This window comes from Kibdelosporangium banguiense, from assembly GCF_017876405.1.
Lineage (GTDB): Bacteria > Actinomycetota > Actinomycetes > Mycobacteriales > Pseudonocardiaceae > Kibdelosporangium > Kibdelosporangium banguiense.
Genome location: NZ_JAGINW010000001.1, coordinates 6,830,554 through 6,846,831 on the forward strand (window position 1 = coordinate 6,830,554; position 16,278 = coordinate 6,846,831).

Below are 16,278 nucleotides of genomic sequence, written 5' to 3' on the forward strand. Positions count from 1 at the left end.
TGCGTGGCCGCCCTACCTTTCGGAGAACCAAGCGGTATCCGAAGGAGGAAGCCATGTCACGTCGACTGTTCACTTCCGAGTCGGTGACCGAGGGACATCCCGACAAGATCTGCGACGCGATCAGCGACTCCGTGCTGGACGCACTGCTGGGCCAGGACCCGGCGAGCCGGGTCGCGGTGGAGACCCTGATCACCACCGGGCAGGTGCACGTCGCGGGCGAGGTGACCACCGACGCTTACGTCGACATCCCGAGGATCGTGCGGGAGAAGATCCTCGAGATCGGGTATGACTCCTCGGTCAAAGGCTTCTGTGGTGACTCGTGCGGTGTCAACGTCGCGATCGGTTCGCAGTCCCCGGACATCGCGCAGGGCGTCGACAGCGCGTACGAGTCCCGGGTCGAGCAGGCCGAGGACGACATCGACAAGCAGGGCGCCGGTGACCAGGGCCTGATGTTCGGCTACGCGTGCTCGGACACCCCCGAGCTGATGCCGTTGCCGATCGCCCTGGCCCACCGGCTTTCCCAGCGCCTCACCCACGTCCGCAAGGACGGTGTGGTGCCCTACCTGCGGCCGGACGGCAAGACCCAGGTGACCATCGAGTACGCCGGCGACCAGCCGGTCCGGCTGGACACCGTGGTGCTCTCCAGCCAGCACGCCGACGGGATCGACCTGGAGAAGCTGCTCGCGGTCGACATCCGTGAGCACGTGGTGCTGCCGGAGCTCCAGCAGCTCGAGCTGGACACCTCTGACGTCCGGCTGCTGGTCAACCCGACCGGCCGCTTCGTGGTCGGTGGCCCGATGGGTGACGCGGGCCTGACCGGCCGCAAGATCATCGTCGACACCTACGGCGGCATGGCACGGCACGGTGGTGGCGCCTTCTCCGGCAAGGATCCGTCCAAAGTAGACCGTTCGGCCGCGTACGCGATGCGCTGGGTCGCCAAGAACGCCGTCGCGGCGGGTCTGGCGTCCCGGGTCGAGGTCCAGGTCGCTTACGCCATCGGCAAGGCGGCTCCGGTCGGCCTGTTCGTGGAGACGTTCGGCACCGAGACCGTCGACCCGGTCAAGATCCAGCAGGCCATTTCCGAGGTGTTCGACCTGCGCCCGGCCGCGATCATCCGCGACCTGGACCTGTTGCGTCCCATCTACGCGCCGACGGCCGCCTACGGGCACTTCGGCCGGACAGACGTGGACCTGCCCTGGGAGCGCACCGACCGTGCCGACGCGCTGCGCGCGGTCTTCGGCTGACGACGGCTGTTCGCCGATAAAGGAAGTAGGTGCCCCGATGCGCGTGCTGATCACCGGTTCGATCGCGACCGACCACCTGATGGTGTTCCCCGGCAGGTTCGCCGACCAGTTCCTGGCCGATCGGCTGGACGCGGTCTCGTTGTCGTTCCTGGTCGACACACTCGACATCCGCCGTGGCGGGGTCGCGGCCAATATCTGCGTCGGCCTCGCCCGGCTGGGCGTCGACAGCGCGCTGGTGGGCTCGGTGGGCCACGACTTCGCCGAATACCGGGCGTTCCTGGACTCCGAGGGCGTGGACACCCGGTTCGTACACGTCTCGGCCGACCGGCACACCGCGCGATTCGTGTGCACCACAGACCAGGTACAGGCCCAGATCGCGTCGTTCTACCCGGGTGCGATGAGCGAGGCGGGCGAGATCGCGTTGCGCCCGATCGCCGACCGGGTCGAAGGCGCCGGCCTGGTGCTGATCAGCCCGAACGACCCGGGCGCGATGCTGCGGCACACCGAGGAATGCCGGGACAACGGGTATCCGTTCGCCGCTGATCCGTCGCAGCAGCTGGCCTGGCTTCCCGGGGACAAGATCCAGGCGTTAGTGCGGGGCGCGGCCTTGCTGTTCACCAATGAGTACGAGGCGGATCTGTTGCTGTCCAAGACAGGCTGGACGCGCGACGACGTGCTGTCCCAGGTTGGCCGGTGGGTCACCACGTTGGGGGAGAAGGGCGTTCGCATCGACTCCGCCGACGGCGTATCCGTGCAGGTGGCGGCGGCGACGGTGCTTGACCCCGTCGACCCCACCGGCGTCGGCGACGGCTTCCGGTCAGGTTTCATCGCGGGCCTGCAGTGGGGTCTCGGGTACGAACGCGCCGCCCAGACCGGCTGCGCACTGGCGTCCTTCGTGCTGGAAGTGGCCGGACCGCAGGAATACCGCCTCGATCCGGCGGTGCTGCTCGAGCGGATCCGGGACACCTACGGGCCGGACGCCGCCGCGGACGTAGCTCCGCACTTGCCACGTGGAGGCTGGCGATGAGTGATTTCCTTGCCGCGCTTGGACAACGAGTGCTGGTCGCGGACGGCGCGATGGGCACGGCGTTGCAGGAACACGACTTGACCCTGGACGACTTCACCGGTCTCGAGGGCTGCAACGAGGTCCTCAACGTCACCCGGCCGGACGTCGTGCTGTCGGTGCACCGCAGCTATCTCGAGGCCGGCGTGGACGCCATCGAGACCAACACGTTCGGATCGAACCTGGCCAACCTGGCCGAATACGATGTGCCGGAACGCATTTACGAGCTTTCCTACGCCGGTGCGGCGCTGGCGAGGCAAGCCGCGGACGAGTACTCCGCGCAGAAGCCCCGGTTCGTGCTCGGGTCCGTCGGCCCCGGCACCAAGCTGCCGACGTTGGGACACGCGCCTTTCGCGGTGTTGCGCGACGCGTACGCCGAACAGGTGCGTGGTCTGCTCGCCGGTGGTGTGGACGTGGTCCTGGTCGAGACCTGCCAGGACGTCCTGCAGTGCAAGGCCGCGATCATCGGCGCCCAGCGGGCGATGGCGATCGAGGGGCGCGTGGTGCCGATCATCACGCATGTCACCGTGGAGACCACCGGGACCATGCTGCTGGGCACCGAGATCGGTGCCGCCCTGACCGCGCTGGAACCGCTGGGCATCGATCTGATCGGGCTCAACTGCGCGACCGGCCCGGACGAGATGAGCGAGCACCTGCGGCATCTGTCCAAGCACGCCCGGATCGGCGTGTCGGTGATGCCGAATGCCGGACTCCCTGAATTGGGCCCCAACGGTGCGGTGTACCCGTTGGGGCCCGAGGGCCTGGCGAAGGCGCTGGCCGGGTTCGTCACCGAGTTCGGCGTCCAGATGGTCGGTGGTTGTTGCGGGACAACGGATGTGCACCTGCGCGCCGTGGTCGACGCCGTGTCCGGGCTGACGCCCGCTGCCCGCCGCCCGCACATCGACCCCAGTGTTTCCTCGCTGTATCAAGCTGTTCCGTTCAAGCAGGACTCCTCGGTGCTGATGATCGGCGAGCGGACCAACGCCAACGGCTCGAAGGCGTTCCGGGAGGCGATGCTGGAGGGCCGGTTCGAGGACTGTGTGGAGATCGCCCGCGACCAGACCCGCGACGGCGCCCACATGCTGGACCTGTGCGTGGACTACGTCGGCCGCGACGGTGCCGACGACATGCGGCAGCTGGCGGCCAAGCTGGCCACCGCTTCCACGCTGCCGATCATGCTCGACTCGACCGAGGTGGACGTGCTGCAGGCCGGGCTTGAGCACTTCGGTGGCCGGTGCGCGGTCAACTCGGTGAACTACGAGGACGGCGACGGGTCGGACTCGCGGTTCGTCAAGGTGATGGACATGGTCCGTGAGTTCGGTGCCACCGTGGTCGCGCTGACCATCGACGAAGAGGGCCAGGCTCGCACCGCCGACAAGAAGATCGAGATCGCCGCCCGGCTGATCGACGACATCGTCGGCAAGTGGGGCCTTGCCACCAGTGACGTCATCGTCGACACGCTGGTGTTCACGATCGCCACCGGCCAGGAGGAGTCCCGCCGGGACGCCATCGAGACCATCGCGGCGATCCGCGGTCTCAAGCAGCGCTACCCGGACGTGCAGACCACTCTTGGACTGTCCAATGTGTCCTTCGGGTTGAACCCGGCCGCCCGTCAGGTGCTCAATTCCGTTTTCCTGAACGAATGCGTGCAGGCCGGATTGGACACCGCGATCGTGCACGCGTCCAAGATCCTGCCGATGGCACGGATTCCCGACGAGCAGCGTGAGGTCGCGCTGGACCTGGTCTACGACCGCCGGGCCGAGGACTACGACCCGCTGACCCGGTTCATGGAGCTGTTCGAAGGCGTGACCGCGGCGTCCAGCAAGGCCTCCCGCGCCGAGGAACTGGCCGCGCTGCCCTTGTTCGACCGGCTGCAGCGGCGGATCGTCGACGGCGAACGCAACGGCCTGGAAGCCGATCTGGACGAGGCACTGATCGAGAAGCCGGCGCTGGAGATCATCAACGACACGCTGCTGTCGGGCATGAAGACCGTCGGTGAACTGTTCGGCTCCGGCCAGATGCAGCTGCCCTTCGTGCTGCAGTCCGCAGAGGTGATGAAGACCGCGGTGGCGCACCTGGAACCGCACATGGACAAGACGGACTCCGCGGGCAAGGGCAAGATCGTGCTGGCCACGGTCAAGGGCGATGTGCACGACATCGGCAAGAACCTGGTGGACATCATCCTGTCCAACAACGGCTACGACGTGGTCAACATCGGCATCAAACAGCCGATCACCACCATCCTGGACGCCGCGCAGGAACACGATGCCGACGTGATCGGCATGTCCGGGCTGCTGGTCAAGTCCACCGTGATCATGAAGGAGAACCTCCAGGAGATGAACTCCCGGGGCGTGGCCGAACGCTGGCCGGTCCTGCTCGGTGGCGCGGCCCTGACCCGGGCTTTCGTGGAGAACGACCTGACCGAGGTGTACCACGGCGACGTCCACTACGCCCGGGACGCGTTCGAGGGCCTGCGGTTGATGGACACAGTCATGGCGGCCAAGCGCGGTGACGCGCCCGCGGTGGACGCCGAAGCGGTGGCGAAGGCAGCCGAACGGAAAGCGCGCCGGGAACGCGCCCTCCGGATCGCCGAGGCCCGGCGGGCCAAGGAGGTTGACGAACCGGTGCCTTCCCGCTCGGATGTCGCCACCGATGTGCCGATCCCCGCGCCGCCGTTCTGGGGCAGCCGGATCGTCAAGGGCGTCAAGGTCGCCGACTACGCCGCGATGCTCGACGAACGCGCGCTGTTCATGGGCCAGTGGGGTCTCAAGGGTGTCCGCAAAGGACAAGGCCCGTCCTATGAGGAGCTGGTGGAGACCGATGGCCGGCCCCGGATGCGGGCCTGGATGGATCGCCTTGCCACCGCCGGCATCCTGGCGCACGCCGCGCTGGTGTACGGCTACTTCCCGTGCGTTGCCGAAGGCGACGACCTGGTGATCCTGAGCGAGCCGTCGCCCGACGCTTCCGAGCGGACCCGGTTCACCTTCCCCCGGCAGCCCAAGGATCGCCGGATGTGCCTGGCGGACTTCTTCCGCCCCAGGGAATCCGGAGAAGTCGACGTCGTCGGGTTCCAGGTGGTGACCATGGGCCAGGCGATCGACGACTTCGCCGGCCAGTTGTTCGTCGAGAACGCCTACCGTGACTACCTCGAGGTCCACGGCCTGAGCGTGCAGCTGACCGAGGCGCTCGCCGAGTACTGGCACCGGCGGATGCGCCAGGAGCTGCTGTGGTCCACCGGGAAGTCGGTGGCCGCCGAGGACCCGCCGGACATCGAGGAGTTCTTCAAGCTCGGCTACCGCGGCGCCCGGTTCTCGCTGGGCTACGGCGCCTGCCCGGACCTGGAGGACCGGGCCAAGATCGTGGACCTGCTGGAGCCCGACCGGATCGGCGTGAAGCTGTCGGACGAGTTCCAGCTGCATCCCGAGCAGTCCACCGACGCGATCGTCCTGCACCACCCCGAAGCCAAGTACTTCAACACATAGGAGACCTGGAATGTCCGCACGCTCGATATCGGCCTCGCCTGAGTTGGACTTCGCGGTCGCCGATCTGTCCCTCGCCGAGTTCGGCCGCAAGGAGATCCGGCTGGCCGAGCACGAGATGCCCGGCCTGATGGCGTTACGACGTGAGTACGGCGAGGCCAAGCCGCTGGCCGGGGCCCGGATCTCCGGGTCGCTGCACATGACCATCCAGACGGCCGTGCTGATCGAGACCCTGGTCGAGCTCGGTGCCGAGGTGCGCTGGGCGTCCTGCAACGTCTTCTCCACCCAGGACCACGCGGCCGCCGCGATCGCCGTCGGTCCCAACGGGACAGTCGACGCCCCCGCCGGGACACCGGTGTTCGCCTGGAAGGGCGAGACGCTGGAGGAGTACTGGTGGTGCACCGAGCAGATGCTGACCTGGCCCGGCGGCCGTACCCCGAACATGATCCTCGACGACGGCAGCGACGCGACCCTGCTGGTGCACAAGGGAACCGAGTACGAGCGGACCGGTGTCGTCCCGCCCGACCAGGAAAGCGATTCCGAGGAGTGGAAGGTCGTCCTGGGCCTGCTGCGCAAGACACTCGGCAAGTGGACCGCGATCGGTGCGGGCGTGCTGGGCGTCACCGAGGAGACCACGACCGGCGTGCTGCGGCTGAGCCAGATGGCCGACGCGGGCGAGCTGCTGTTCCCGGCCATCAACGTCAACGACTCGGTGACCAAGTCGAAGTTCGACAACAAGTACGGGATGCGGCATTCCCTTGTGGACGGCATCAACCGCGGCACCGACGTGCTGATCGGCGGCAAGGTCGCGGTGGTCTGCGGCTACGGTGACGTCGGCAAGGGCTCGGCGGACTCGTTGCGCGGCCAGGGCGCCCGCGTCATCGTCACCGAGATCGACCCGATCTGCGCCTTGCAGGCCGCGATGGACGGCTACCAGGTCGCGCGGCTGGAGTCGGTGCTGGACATCGCCGACATCGTCATCACCACCACCGGCAACAAGGACATCGTCCTGGCCGAGCACATGGCCAAGATGAAGCACCAGGCCATCGTGGGCAATGTCGGGCACTTCGACAACGAGATCGACATGGCCGGCCTGGCCAAGGTCGAGGGCATCCGGCGGGTCAACATCAAGCCGCAGGTGGACGAATGGGTGTTCCCCGACGGCCACTCGGTCATCGTGCTGTCGGAGGGCCGGCTGCTCAACCTCGGCAACGCCACCGGCCACCCGTCGTTCGTGATGTCGAACTCCTTCTCCAACCAGGTGATCGCCCAGATCGAGCTGTTCACCAAGCACAGCCAGTACGACCGCCAGGTGTACCGCCTGCGCAAGGAACTCGACGAGAAGGTCGCCCTGATCCACCTGGAGGCACTGGGCGGCGAGCTCACCGCGTTGACCAAGGAGCAGGCCGAGTACATCGGAGTGGACGTCAACGGCCCCTACAAGTCCGAGCACTACCGCTACTAGGGGCCTTTATAGGGGTTACAACACCGAACGCGGATGTGCGCTCAGCACATCCGCGTTCGTGTTTCTCCCCATGTTCAGGGGTTGCGCGACAGCACGATGCGGAAGTTGTTGAAGATCTTGTCCTCCAGGGTGTACGCGAAGATGTCCAAGTAGCGCTCGAAGCGCTGGCAGACCTCTTCGCTCGACAGCGAGACGGCCCGCTCCCGCTCGTCAGCGAGGTTGAGCAGCCACGCGCGGCACGCCTGGGAGAACGACTCGCGCTCGTTCTTGATCTCGACGATCTCGAACTTGTTGCCGATCGCCTGGATGAGCTCGTGCGTGGGCGGGATGTAGCAGCCCTTGAACTCCTCGCGCTGCAGGAACTTGATGTCGTCGATCAGCTTGCGCTGCGGGACAAGCGGCTCGATCGTCATCATGTGCAGCACGAACCGGCCGTCCACTTTGAGCAGGCCCTGCACCTTCTGGAAGAACTTGCGGTACTCGTTGATCCGCTCCTTGGACGGCAGGCTGGACAGCACGAAGTGCTCGAGCGCGTTGACGCAGAACGCCGCGTCGTAGGGCTCGTCCGCGGTGTGGTCAGCCCAGCTCTCGACGATGATCTCGACGTCGGAGTTGCCCTTGGCGTCCACCCATTCCTTCTGGGTGCGGCTCAGCGTGACGCCGACGGCCTTCTTCGCGCCGTGCACACGGGTGACGCGGTCGAGCATGGTGCCCCAGCCGCTGCCGATGTCGAGAACCTTGTCGGCGCCGGCCGCCTTGGCGTCGTCGATGAACTTGTCCAGCTTGCGGTACTGCGCCTCGTCGTGAGCCTCCCGCAGGTCCTCGCCCTCGTACCAGTACCCGCCGGAGTACATCATCGGTTCGCCCAGCAGGATGCGGTAGACATCGTTGCTGATCTCGTAGTGATGTCTGATGGCGTCGACTTCAGGGCTTCCCGACTTGTTCTCGAGCGTCGTCATTCCTAGACCCCATTTCCGTTGATCCGGTGGGCCCGTCAGGCGCCCGGATGTCGGTGATGAGGAAAACGCACGACTCACACGCCTCGCAAGACGTACGCGCGTGACGCGGTTGGACAGCCCCTGTTGCGCTTCTGTTGCGCCCCTTACTGTCTGTACATCCCACTATCGGCACGGCTACCGAAGCAGGAACTCGCTCACTGCTGCTGCTGCTGGGCGGCGATCGAGGCGCGCACCTCGTCCATGTCGAGTTGCTGGACCTTGCTGATGAGATCCGCCAGCGCCGGCTCGGGCAACGCCCCAGGCTGCGCGTAGACCACCACACCGTCGCGGGCGACCATCAGCGTCGGGATCGACGAGATCCCGAACGCCTGGGCCAGCTCGGTCTGCGCCTCGGTGTCGACCGTCCCGAAGGTCATGTCCTGGTGCTGCTCGGACGCCTTCTCGTAGACAGGAGCGAACATCCGGCACGGACCGCACCAGGACGCCCAGAAGTCGACCAGCACCACACCCGGGCCGTTCACGACTTCGTTGAAGTTCTCGGTCGTCAGTTCGACGGTCGCCACAGTGATCTCCTTGTCCACTCGTTACCCAGGACAACCAAGACGGCGCCCGAAATGTTCCGGCCGGCCGAGTGAGTGGGGAGAGCAACAGCGGGGCGCGTGACCTATTCGGTCTCGCTCGCCTGCTTCTGGTTCGCCTTGGCCTTCGCCTTCAGCGAGCTCATCCGCAGGTTGAGCATCTCCACGGCGATGGAGAAGGCGATCGGGCCGTAGATGTATCCCTTGGAGATGTGCGCGTCGAGGCCTTCGGCGACCAGGCTGGCGCCGATCAGCACCAGGAAGGCCAGGGCGAGCATCTTCACCGTCGGGTGGCGTTGCACGAAACCGGCGATCGCGCCGGCCGACACCAGCATGATGACCATGGACACGACCACGGCGGCGATCATCACCGCCAGTTCGTCGACCATGCCGACGGCCGTGATCACCGAGTCCAGCGAGAACACGATGTCCAGCAGCACGATCTGGAAGATCACCGCGCGGAAGGACACCGCCGTACGGGCCTTGCTCTCCTGCGCGCCCTCCAGCGTCTGGTGGATCTCGTGAACGGCCTTCACCAGCAGGAATATCCCGCCGGCGAGCAGGATCAGGTCCCGGCCGGATATCTCGTGGCCGAACACCGTGAACAGCGGCGCGGTCAGGCCCACCACCCACGACAGCGCCGCCAGCAGCAACAGCCGGGTGATCAGCGCCAGGCTCAGGCCGATGGTCCGGGCCTTCTTGCGCTGCTCGGGCGGCAGCCGGTCGGACAGGATCGAGATGAACACCAGGTTGTCGATACCGAGGACGATCTCCAGCAGCAGCAGCGTCAGGAACGCCACCCAGATCGCGGGGTCGGTGATCCACTCCACGGGCACGCCTCTCGGTAGTCGCCTGGTCCCGACCCAACCTACCCGACCGGCCGATCCATAGTGGACGACGAATGAGTCGCCCTGCGCGATGGGCGTGGCATGATCTGCCGCGTGCGGGTTTTGCTGGTAGAGGATGACGAGCCGATCGCCGAGTCGTTGCGGCGCGGCCTGGGCCGGTACGGCTTCGAGGTCGACTGGGTCCGGACGGGCGCGGACGCGCTGGCCGCGGCGCCCGCGGAGCTGGTCCTGCTCGATCTCGGCCTGCCGGACACCGACGGCCTGGACGTCTGCCGGGAGCTGCGGGCCCGCGGTGACGTCCCGATCATCGTGATCAGTGCCCGGGCCGACGAGGTGGACAAGGTCGTCGGGCTGGAGATCGGCGCGGACGACTACGTCTCCAAACCCTTTGGTGTCAGGGAAGTCATCGCCCGGATGCGTGCCGTGCTGCGGCGATCCAAGACTGTTCAAGCCGCCGCGCCCACGGCGGACAGCTATGCCGGTGGGCGGCTCGTGATCGACCGGCGGGCCCGCCGGGTGCATCTGGACGGTGCGGAGATCTCCTTGGCTCCCAAGGAGTTCGACCTGCTGGCGTTCCTGGCCGAGGAACCCGGTGCCGCGCTGACCCGGGAGCAGATCATGGAAGCGGTCTGGGACAGCAACTGGTTCGGCCCGACCAAGACCCTGGACGTCCACATCGGTGCGTTGCGCCGGAAGCTGGGTGACGCCGTGACCGTGGAAACGGTGCGGGGAGTCGGTTTCCGGCTGGTCACGTCCTGATGAACCGCCGGCTTGTCGTCAGCTACGTGCTGCTGGTCGCCGTCGCGATCGCCGGGTTCACGGTACCGGTCGCGTTTGTCCTGACCAATCAGTTGCGCGGTGACCTGGAAACCTCTGTGCGCCGGGAGGCCGCCACCGCGGCGTTGCTGCTCGCCGCTTCGGACACGCCCTCGCGGCAGGCGTTGGCCCGGCTGGCCGCCGCCTACCAGCAGGAAACGCACGGCAAGCTGGACGTTCTGCTCGCCGACAGGGGCCCGGCCCGGCCGTTGCCGATGCCTGCCGAGCCGGATGACGCGGCGTTCACGACCGCGCTGAGCGGGCGGGAAAGCGTACAGTGGGGTGACGCGCCCGCGTTGGGTGAAGAAGGGCTGGTGCTCGCCCGACCAGCACGGGACTCGACAGGTGCCGTGGTCGGGGCTGTGCGGGTCAGCTATCCGTCGGGGCCGTTGAACGAACGCCAGCTGCAGATCTGGGGTTTCCGTGCGGTGCTCGCGCTGGCCGTACTGATCGTGGCAGCGATGCTGGGCGCGCTGCTGGCGCGCCGGTTGACCAGGCCTTTCCGCGAGCTCAACCGGATGGCGCGCCGCCTGCGGGACGGCGATCTCGGCGCCCGTGCCGAGGAGACCGGGCCGACCGAGACCCAGACTCTGGCCCGTACCCTCAACAACGCCGCGGAGACGATCGACACGCTGGTCCGATCGCAGCGGTCCTTCATCGCCGACGCCTCCCACCAGCTGCGAACTCCGCTCACGGCTTTGCGGCTGTCGCTGGACAACATCGCCGACGGGTCGCCGGATCCGTTGGTGCGGGAGGACATCGAACTGGCCACTGCCGAGGTCGTGCGGATGAGCAGGCTGGTCAACGGCTTGCTCACGCTGGCGCGGGCCGAGGCCGCGGTGGGCACGCCGGAACCGGTGCGTGTCGCGGACGTGGTCGACGACCGTTTCGAAGTATGGCGAGCTTTCGCCACCGAGCGCGGCGTCGACCTGCGCGCCGACCACACAGCGAGCCAGCAGGAAGTCCTCGTCAGCGCGGGCAACCTGGAACAGGTGCTGGACAACGTGCTGTCCAACGCGTTGGAGGTGTCGCCGGAAGGCGGGACGATCACCGTCCGGACGCACCGCGAGGAAGACGACCTTGTGCTGGAGGTCTCCGACGAGGGGCCCGGCCTGTCGCAGGCCGAACGGCAGCGTGCGTTCGACCGGTTCTGGCGCGGCCGCGGCACGACCGGGCCGTCGGGATCCGGTCTGGGCCTGGCGATTGTGAAACAGTTGGTCACCGACGACGGCGGCACCGTGAGTCTGGCCGATGCCGCCGGCGGCGGGTTGTGCGTCCGGATCTGCCTGCGGGCTGCCGGTTAGCTCTTCTCGGGCATGGCCGACGAGTGGTGGTTGATGATCAGCCACTTGCCGTCGCGCAGCTCGTAGACGTAGGTGTAGCGGGCCTCGACCTGTTGCTGGACGCCGTTCTGCGTCAGGGTGAAGCGGTAGACGCCGGTGTTGATCGCGGTGTCCGGGTCGAGGACGTTGATCACTTCCTGCTCGATGACGCCGGACGGCTTGCTGGCCAGGAAGTGCTCGAAGTAGTCGACGATCCCGGCGCGGTCGGTCCGCACCTTGTTCGACACGGTCGGCAGCAGCACGGCGTCCGGCGCGTACAGGTCGGCGACCTTGTTGGGGTCGCCGGTGGCCAGCGCGGTGTTCCAGATGTCGAACTGCCGGGCGATGTCCTGCGCGGTGGGAACCACCTGGGGCGTGGATGAAGGCTGGGCGGCCGGCTGCGCCTCGCCGGTCGAGCATCCCGCGACGACGAGCGTCAGCCCCGCTGCCGCAGCGACTGCGCCGATCCGAACCTTGTTACGCATTGTCCTGTACCCCTTGCCTGATCGGGTGATCTGATACCTCCACTGTGGAGGTGGCAAGGGAAAGGCCCGGCTAACAGAACGCCAGGAGAACGCCAGCTTTTCGGTAAAGTCTTCGCGCCGGCGGGTGACTACGACCTGTCAAGTGCGTTGGTTGAGTACCTCGAAGGCGTGACGGCGGTGTTCGGCGAAGAGGTCGAGCGTGGTCTTGGCGTCGCGGGTCCGCAGAGCGGTGACCAGGTCGCGGTGCTCACCGGGGATGGTCGACAGGTAGCCGTCGGAGCTGACGCCGATCCGCGTCAGCAGGAACAGGTGTACCTGGGAGCGGATGGCCTGCCAGGCCTCCTCAAGGCGCTGGTGCCCGGCAGCGGCGTAGACGGCATCGTGGAACTCGATGTCGCAGCGCACCATTTCGTGCTCGTCGTCGGCACGCTCCATCCGGCGTGCCGCCTTCTCGATGGCCGCGAGGTCATCGTCGGAAGCGTGGGCGACCACCTGCTGGACAGCGAGCTGTTCGAGTGCGCCGCGCAGACTGTCCAGTTCGGACACATCCTGTGGGGACAAGGTCGTCACGGTGGCGCCGCGATGCCACTCGCTGCGGACAAGGCCCTCACGTTCCAGCCGGAGCAGGGCCTCGCGCACCGGGCCACGGCTGACGCCCAGCGCTTCGGCAAGCTCCACCTCGCGCAACTGCGACCCAGGCGCGTACGCCCCGCTGAAGACGGCCTCCCTGATCCGGTCCGCGACCTCGTCGGCCAGACCCCGGCGGCGCGCCGGAGCCACCTTGCGCTGTTCAGCCACTGCTACCTACCTCCGATCGAATGTAGCAATGTTAACAACGTTACCGACCGGCTCAGCCCAGCAGCGAAAGCCCGCTCGAGTGTGCCCCCAAAGTGGCGTTGGGAGCGTTGGATGCTCCGAAAGCCACTTTGGGGGCAAAACAAAACCCGTTATCGGAGTTTGAGGAGGATGGCGGAGCGTTCGTGGGGGAGTTCGACGGTGAGCTGTTCGCCGGCCCAGCTGAGTTTTGCCGCTGAGTCGCGTGGGTACAGGATCTCGGCGTCGCCTGCCTGCCTGGGCAGGTCGATCACGTATTCGCCCGGTCCGCCGCGGCGCCACACCGTGAGGTAGGTGACGTCGTTGGTGCGCATACCGAGCGCGAGCCAGGGACTTGTCCATTCCGGCAGGCCCAACGGCCAGAACGGGACAGCCTGCGTGAGGTCCGGGCGGATCGTCCGGTATATCTCGATCGCCTGGGTGACCAGGTTCAGCTGGTCCTCGTCCATCCGGTTGAGGAAACCGGACAGGTGCACGCGGCCCAGCATCGCGCCGCACAACGTGAAGGCGATCTCGTCGAGGGTGAAGTCGGGCTGCGGGTACGCCCAGATCGCTGTCTGCTCCGGCAGCGCGGCAGTGGGGGCCGACGCGGCGATGGGCGGATAGTGTCGGAAGTCCTGTTGGTCGCTTGTGGACACCAGCTGGGTACGGGCCAGCATGCCGTAGTCCATTCGCAGCCCGCCTGAGGCGCAGCTTTCGATCACCACATCGGGATGGCGGTCGAGAATGTCGTCAAGCCATTGGTAGTACGCGAGAACGTGCTCCTGCAGTCCGGCGCCGGGGCTGTCGGCCCGTACGTCGGTGCCCGCGCCCGCGTTGATGTTGTGGTCGAGTTTCAGGTATCCGGCGCCCAGATCGTTCACCAGCCTGTCGACGACCTTGTCCATGTGCGCGCGGGCTGCCGGGTGCCGGAAGTCGAGCTGGTGGCGGTTGTGCTCGACCAGCCGGACGCCGTCACGGTGGAAGAACGCGTCGTCCGGCAGGGTGGCGGCAATCGGGCTGCGGACACCGACCACCTCGGGTTCCAGCCAGAGTCCCGGCACCATGCCCCGGTCGCGGATCCGGTCCAGTACTTCGGTGATGCCGCCCGGGAACCGTGCGGTCGCCGGTTCCCATGCGCCGACGGCGTCCCACCAGCCTTCGGCGTCGTCGTCGTACCACCCTGCGTCGATGCAGAAGTACTCCGCGCCCACGTCGGCCGCGGCGTCGACCAGGGGGAGAAGCCGGTCGGTCGTCGGGTCGCCCATCAGTGTGTTCATGTAGTCGTTGAAGATCACCGGCAGCCGGTCGTGATCCGGGTGCGGCCTGCGGATCCGGCGCCGGTAGCGGGTCAGTTCGGCGATGGCGCCGTCGAACCCCGCGGTCGACTGGACGACCGCTGCGGGCACGCTGGTGAACGACTCGCCGGGCAACAGACGTCGCCGCCACTGGTTGTACTCGTCGGTCGGCCCGAGTAACGCGAGGTAGTACCCGGTGTCGCGGGTGCCGACCTCCCAACGCCATCCGCCGCTGTGCTCGATCTGCCAAGCCAGGGAAGCGGTTCCGCTGGTGAGCACGCCTGTGGGCAGGTGACGGCTGGTCGACCAGCTGCCCCGGCCGCCGATCGCGAAGCAGCTGCGGGGATCGTGCTGATGGGCGAACCTGTTGACGTCGGGCAGCAGGTCCCGCAGCGGCCGGTGCTGCCAGCGGCATTCGGCCAGCCACTCGTTGTCCGCCCAGTGCAGGGTCAGCGAATCCGGCCACTCGAATCCATAGTGGACGAATGACGTGACGGCCTGGACGGTCAGCGGGTCCGGGCCGGTGTTGGTCAGCTCCACCCACGAGCGGATCGCCGGGATGCCGGTCGGAGCCTCCACATGAAACCGTGCGACGAGCCCGGTCTCCTGGTCCCGCAACGTGATCCGGGCTTCACGCCACCCGTCCCGGGTCCGCTGGTCGTGGCCCTGGTAGGTCAGCCGGGCACCGACTGCGGTCTCGATGGCCCGTTGGCCCGACCACAGGCTGCCGTGGCCGGAGACCAGCACTTCGACCAGCGGCCGGGCCAGGTCGAACTCGAAGGAACCCAGGCGAAGGATCTGCACGCGTGACTCCCGTGATCGGCGGCGGCTGGTTGACAGGGGCGAATGTTAGCGATAACAATTCTGGCATGGATGTGACCGGTCACACAACGAGCTCTCGCCCCAAAGCGGCGAGCATCAGGGATGTGGCCAAGGCTGCCGGCGTCTCGCACCAGACGGTGTCGCGCGTGATCAACGGCAGTTCGAAGGTCAAGGAGGCCACTCGCGACCGGGTCCTGGCCGCGGTCGAGGAGCTCGGCTTCCGGCGCAGCGCGACCGCGGTCGCACTGGCCCACGGACGGACCCGGGCACTGACCGTGCTCACCGGGAACACCACGCTGTACGGGTACGCCGCCGTGCTGCAAGGCATCGAGGAGGCGTCCCGGGCGGCAGGCATGTCACTGGCCATCTCGGTGCTCGAATCCGATGAGGAGACGGCAGTGCGCGCCGCCGTCGAGCACGCCGTCGACGACAGCGGCGCCTTGATCGTGATCGCCTACGACAAGGCCGGGGTCCAGGCACAACGGATGATCCCGGAGGATGTGCCGCACGTGGTCGCGGTCGAGACACCGGCCGACGACGAAGGCCGGCAACGGCCGTGGATCTGGACCGACGACCGGGCGGCCGCGGCCGAAGCCACCCGGTACCTGCTCGGTCTGGGCCACCGGACCGTGCACTACGTGGCGATTCCCCTGCTGACCGAGTCCAGTCCGCGAGCCGCGGGCTGGCGGACCGCCCTGCTGGAAGCGGGTGCCCCCGTGCCCGAGCCACTGGGTGACGGCTGGGACACCAAAGCAGGATATGAAGCGGGACGGATGCTTGCCGCTGATCCGTCCGTGACGGCTGTGTTGTGCGGCAACGACGATCTGGCCCTGGGCGTCATCAGGGCGATGCACGAGGCCGGCCGGGCGATCCCCGGCGAGGTCAGCGTGATCGGCTTCGACGACGCCCCGCAGTCCGCCTACTTCACGCCCTCGCTGACCACGGTCCGGCTGGACTTCGCCGGCCTGGGCCGGGCGTGTTTCTCGCTGCTGCACGACCAGATCGCCGAACCGGTCATCGCGCCGCACCTGATCATCCGCGAGAGCACCGGCTCTCCGGCCTAGTACCCACCCTGACAACCGAGGA

At 67.3% G+C, this 16,278-nt stretch carries 13 protein-coding genes; 7 read left to right on the top strand and 6 right to left on the bottom strand.

Annotated elements, in window-relative coordinates:
* The first annotated feature begins 53 nt into the window (after nucleotides 1–53).
* The 4 genes from metK to ahcY are packed head-to-tail and all read left to right on the top strand — an operon-like array spanning nucleotide 54 to nucleotide 7,251.
* On the top strand, nucleotides 54–1,244 hold the full coding sequence (gene metK / locus JOF56_RS31725; RefSeq protein ID WP_209643133.1) for a methionine adenosyltransferase: 1,191 nt from the start codon (nucleotides 54–56) through the stop codon (nucleotides 1,242–1,244).
* Nucleotides 1,245–1,281: 37 nt separating this feature from the next.
* Complete coding sequence (locus tag JOF56_RS31730; protein WP_209643134.1) at nucleotides 1,282–2,271, top strand: carbohydrate kinase family protein; 990 nt, start codon at nucleotides 1,282–1,284, stop codon at nucleotides 2,269–2,271.
* Nucleotides 2,268–5,789 carry a methionine synthase gene (metH, locus tag JOF56_RS31735; RefSeq protein ID WP_209643135.1) on the top strand — a complete coding sequence of 1,174 codons (3,522 nt, stop codon included), beginning with the start codon at nucleotides 2,268–2,270 and terminating at the stop codon, nucleotides 5,787–5,789. Before JOF56_RS31730 ends, metH begins: the two co-directional genes overlap by 4 nt.
* Nucleotides 5,790–5,799: 10 nt before the next feature.
* A complete protein-coding gene (gene ahcY / locus JOF56_RS31740) occupies nucleotides 5,800–7,251 on the top strand; it encodes an adenosylhomocysteinase (protein ID WP_209643136.1) in 1,452 nt (483 codons plus the stop codon).
* A gap of 74 nt (nucleotides 7,252–7,325) precedes the next feature.
* Here ahcY and JOF56_RS31745 read toward each other — a convergent pair whose 3' ends face one another.
* The 3 genes from JOF56_RS31745 to JOF56_RS31755 form a co-directional block, all read right to left on the bottom strand.
* The gene (locus tag JOF56_RS31745) at nucleotides 7,326–8,210 is read right to left on the bottom strand and encodes a class I SAM-dependent methyltransferase (RefSeq protein WP_209643137.1); all 885 of its coding nucleotides are present in this window, start codon (nucleotides 8,208–8,210) and stop codon (nucleotides 7,326–7,328) included.
* Nucleotides 8,211–8,404: 194 nt separating this feature from the next.
* Nucleotides 8,405–8,773, bottom strand: coding sequence for a thioredoxin (gene trxA, locus JOF56_RS31750; RefSeq protein WP_209643138.1), 369 nt, complete (start codon nucleotides 8,771–8,773; stop codon nucleotides 8,405–8,407).
* A 101-nt stretch (nucleotides 8,774–8,874) separates the two neighbouring features.
* Nucleotides 8,875–9,618 carry a TerC family protein gene (locus JOF56_RS31755; RefSeq protein WP_209643139.1) on the bottom strand — a complete coding sequence of 248 codons (744 nt, stop codon included), beginning with the start codon at nucleotides 9,616–9,618 and terminating at the stop codon, nucleotides 8,875–8,877.
* Between the two features lie 99 nt (nucleotides 9,619–9,717).
* On the opposite strand from JOF56_RS31755, the gene JOF56_RS31760 reads away from it, so the two are divergent.
* Both JOF56_RS31760 and JOF56_RS31765 read left to right on the top strand, forming a co-directional pair.
* Nucleotides 9,718–10,395: a response regulator transcription factor gene (locus JOF56_RS31760; RefSeq protein WP_209643140.1), complete on the top strand. Its 678-nt coding sequence runs from the start codon at nucleotides 9,718–9,720 to the stop codon at nucleotides 10,393–10,395.
* A complete protein-coding gene (locus JOF56_RS31765) occupies nucleotides 10,395–11,756 on the top strand; it encodes a sensor histidine kinase (protein ID WP_209643141.1) in 1,362 nt (453 codons plus the stop codon). The genes JOF56_RS31760 and JOF56_RS31765 overlap by 1 nt, the downstream gene beginning before the upstream one ends.
* Here the strand turns inward: JOF56_RS31765 and JOF56_RS31770 are convergent.
* The 3 genes from JOF56_RS31770 to JOF56_RS31780 form a co-directional block, all read right to left on the bottom strand.
* Nucleotides 11,753–12,259 (bottom strand): SgcJ/EcaC family oxidoreductase, encoded by a 507-nt coding sequence (locus tag JOF56_RS31770; protein ID WP_209643142.1) that lies wholly within the window; start codon nucleotides 12,257–12,259, stop codon nucleotides 11,753–11,755. The two genes, JOF56_RS31765 and JOF56_RS31770, sit on opposite strands and share 4 nt — an antisense overlap.
* A gap of 138 nt (nucleotides 12,260–12,397) precedes the next feature.
* Nucleotides 12,398–13,057 carry a GntR family transcriptional regulator gene (locus JOF56_RS31775; protein WP_209643143.1) on the bottom strand — a complete coding sequence of 220 codons (660 nt, stop codon included), beginning with the start codon at nucleotides 13,055–13,057 and terminating at the stop codon, nucleotides 12,398–12,400.
* A 149-nt stretch (nucleotides 13,058–13,206) separates the two neighbouring features.
* Entirely contained in the window at nucleotides 13,207–15,174 is a 1,968-nt protein-coding gene (locus JOF56_RS31780; RefSeq protein ID WP_209643144.1) for an alpha-galactosidase, read from the bottom strand.
* Between the two features lie 65 nt (nucleotides 15,175–15,239).
* Between JOF56_RS31780 and JOF56_RS31785 the strand changes: the two genes are divergently transcribed.
* A complete protein-coding gene (locus JOF56_RS31785) occupies nucleotides 15,240–16,256 on the top strand; it encodes a LacI family DNA-binding transcriptional regulator (protein ID WP_209643145.1) in 1,017 nt (338 codons plus the stop codon).
* Nucleotides 16,257–16,278: the final 22 nt, after the last annotated feature.

Coding starts and splice junctions, on each gene's coding strand:
- metK (WP_209643133.1), top strand. CDS start 54: ATGTCACGTCGACTGTTCACTTCCGAGTCGGTGACCGAGGGACATCCC.
- JOF56_RS31760 (WP_209643140.1), top strand. CDS start 9,718: ATGATCTGCCGCGTGCGGGTTTTGCTGGTAGAGGATGACGAGCCGATC.
- JOF56_RS31765 (WP_209643141.1), top strand. CDS start 10,395: ATGAACCGCCGGCTTGTCGTCAGCTACGTGCTGCTGGTCGCCGTCGCG.
- ahcY (WP_209643136.1), top strand. CDS start 5,800: ATGTCCGCACGCTCGATATCGGCCTCGCCTGAGTTGGACTTCGCGGTC.
- JOF56_RS31770 (WP_209643142.1), bottom strand. CDS start 12,259: ATGCGTAACAAGGTTCGGATCGGCGCAGTCGCTGCGGCAGCGGGGCTG.
- JOF56_RS31785 (WP_209643145.1), top strand. CDS start 15,240: ATGGATGTGACCGGTCACACAACGAGCTCTCGCCCCAAAGCGGCGAGC.
- JOF56_RS31745 (WP_209643137.1), bottom strand. CDS start 8,210: ATGACGACGCTCGAGAACAAGTCGGGAAGCCCTGAAGTCGACGCCATC.
- JOF56_RS31730 (WP_209643134.1), top strand. CDS start 1,282: ATGCGCGTGCTGATCACCGGTTCGATCGCGACCGACCACCTGATGGTG.
- metH (WP_209643135.1), top strand. CDS start 2,268: ATGAGTGATTTCCTTGCCGCGCTTGGACAACGAGTGCTGGTCGCGGAC.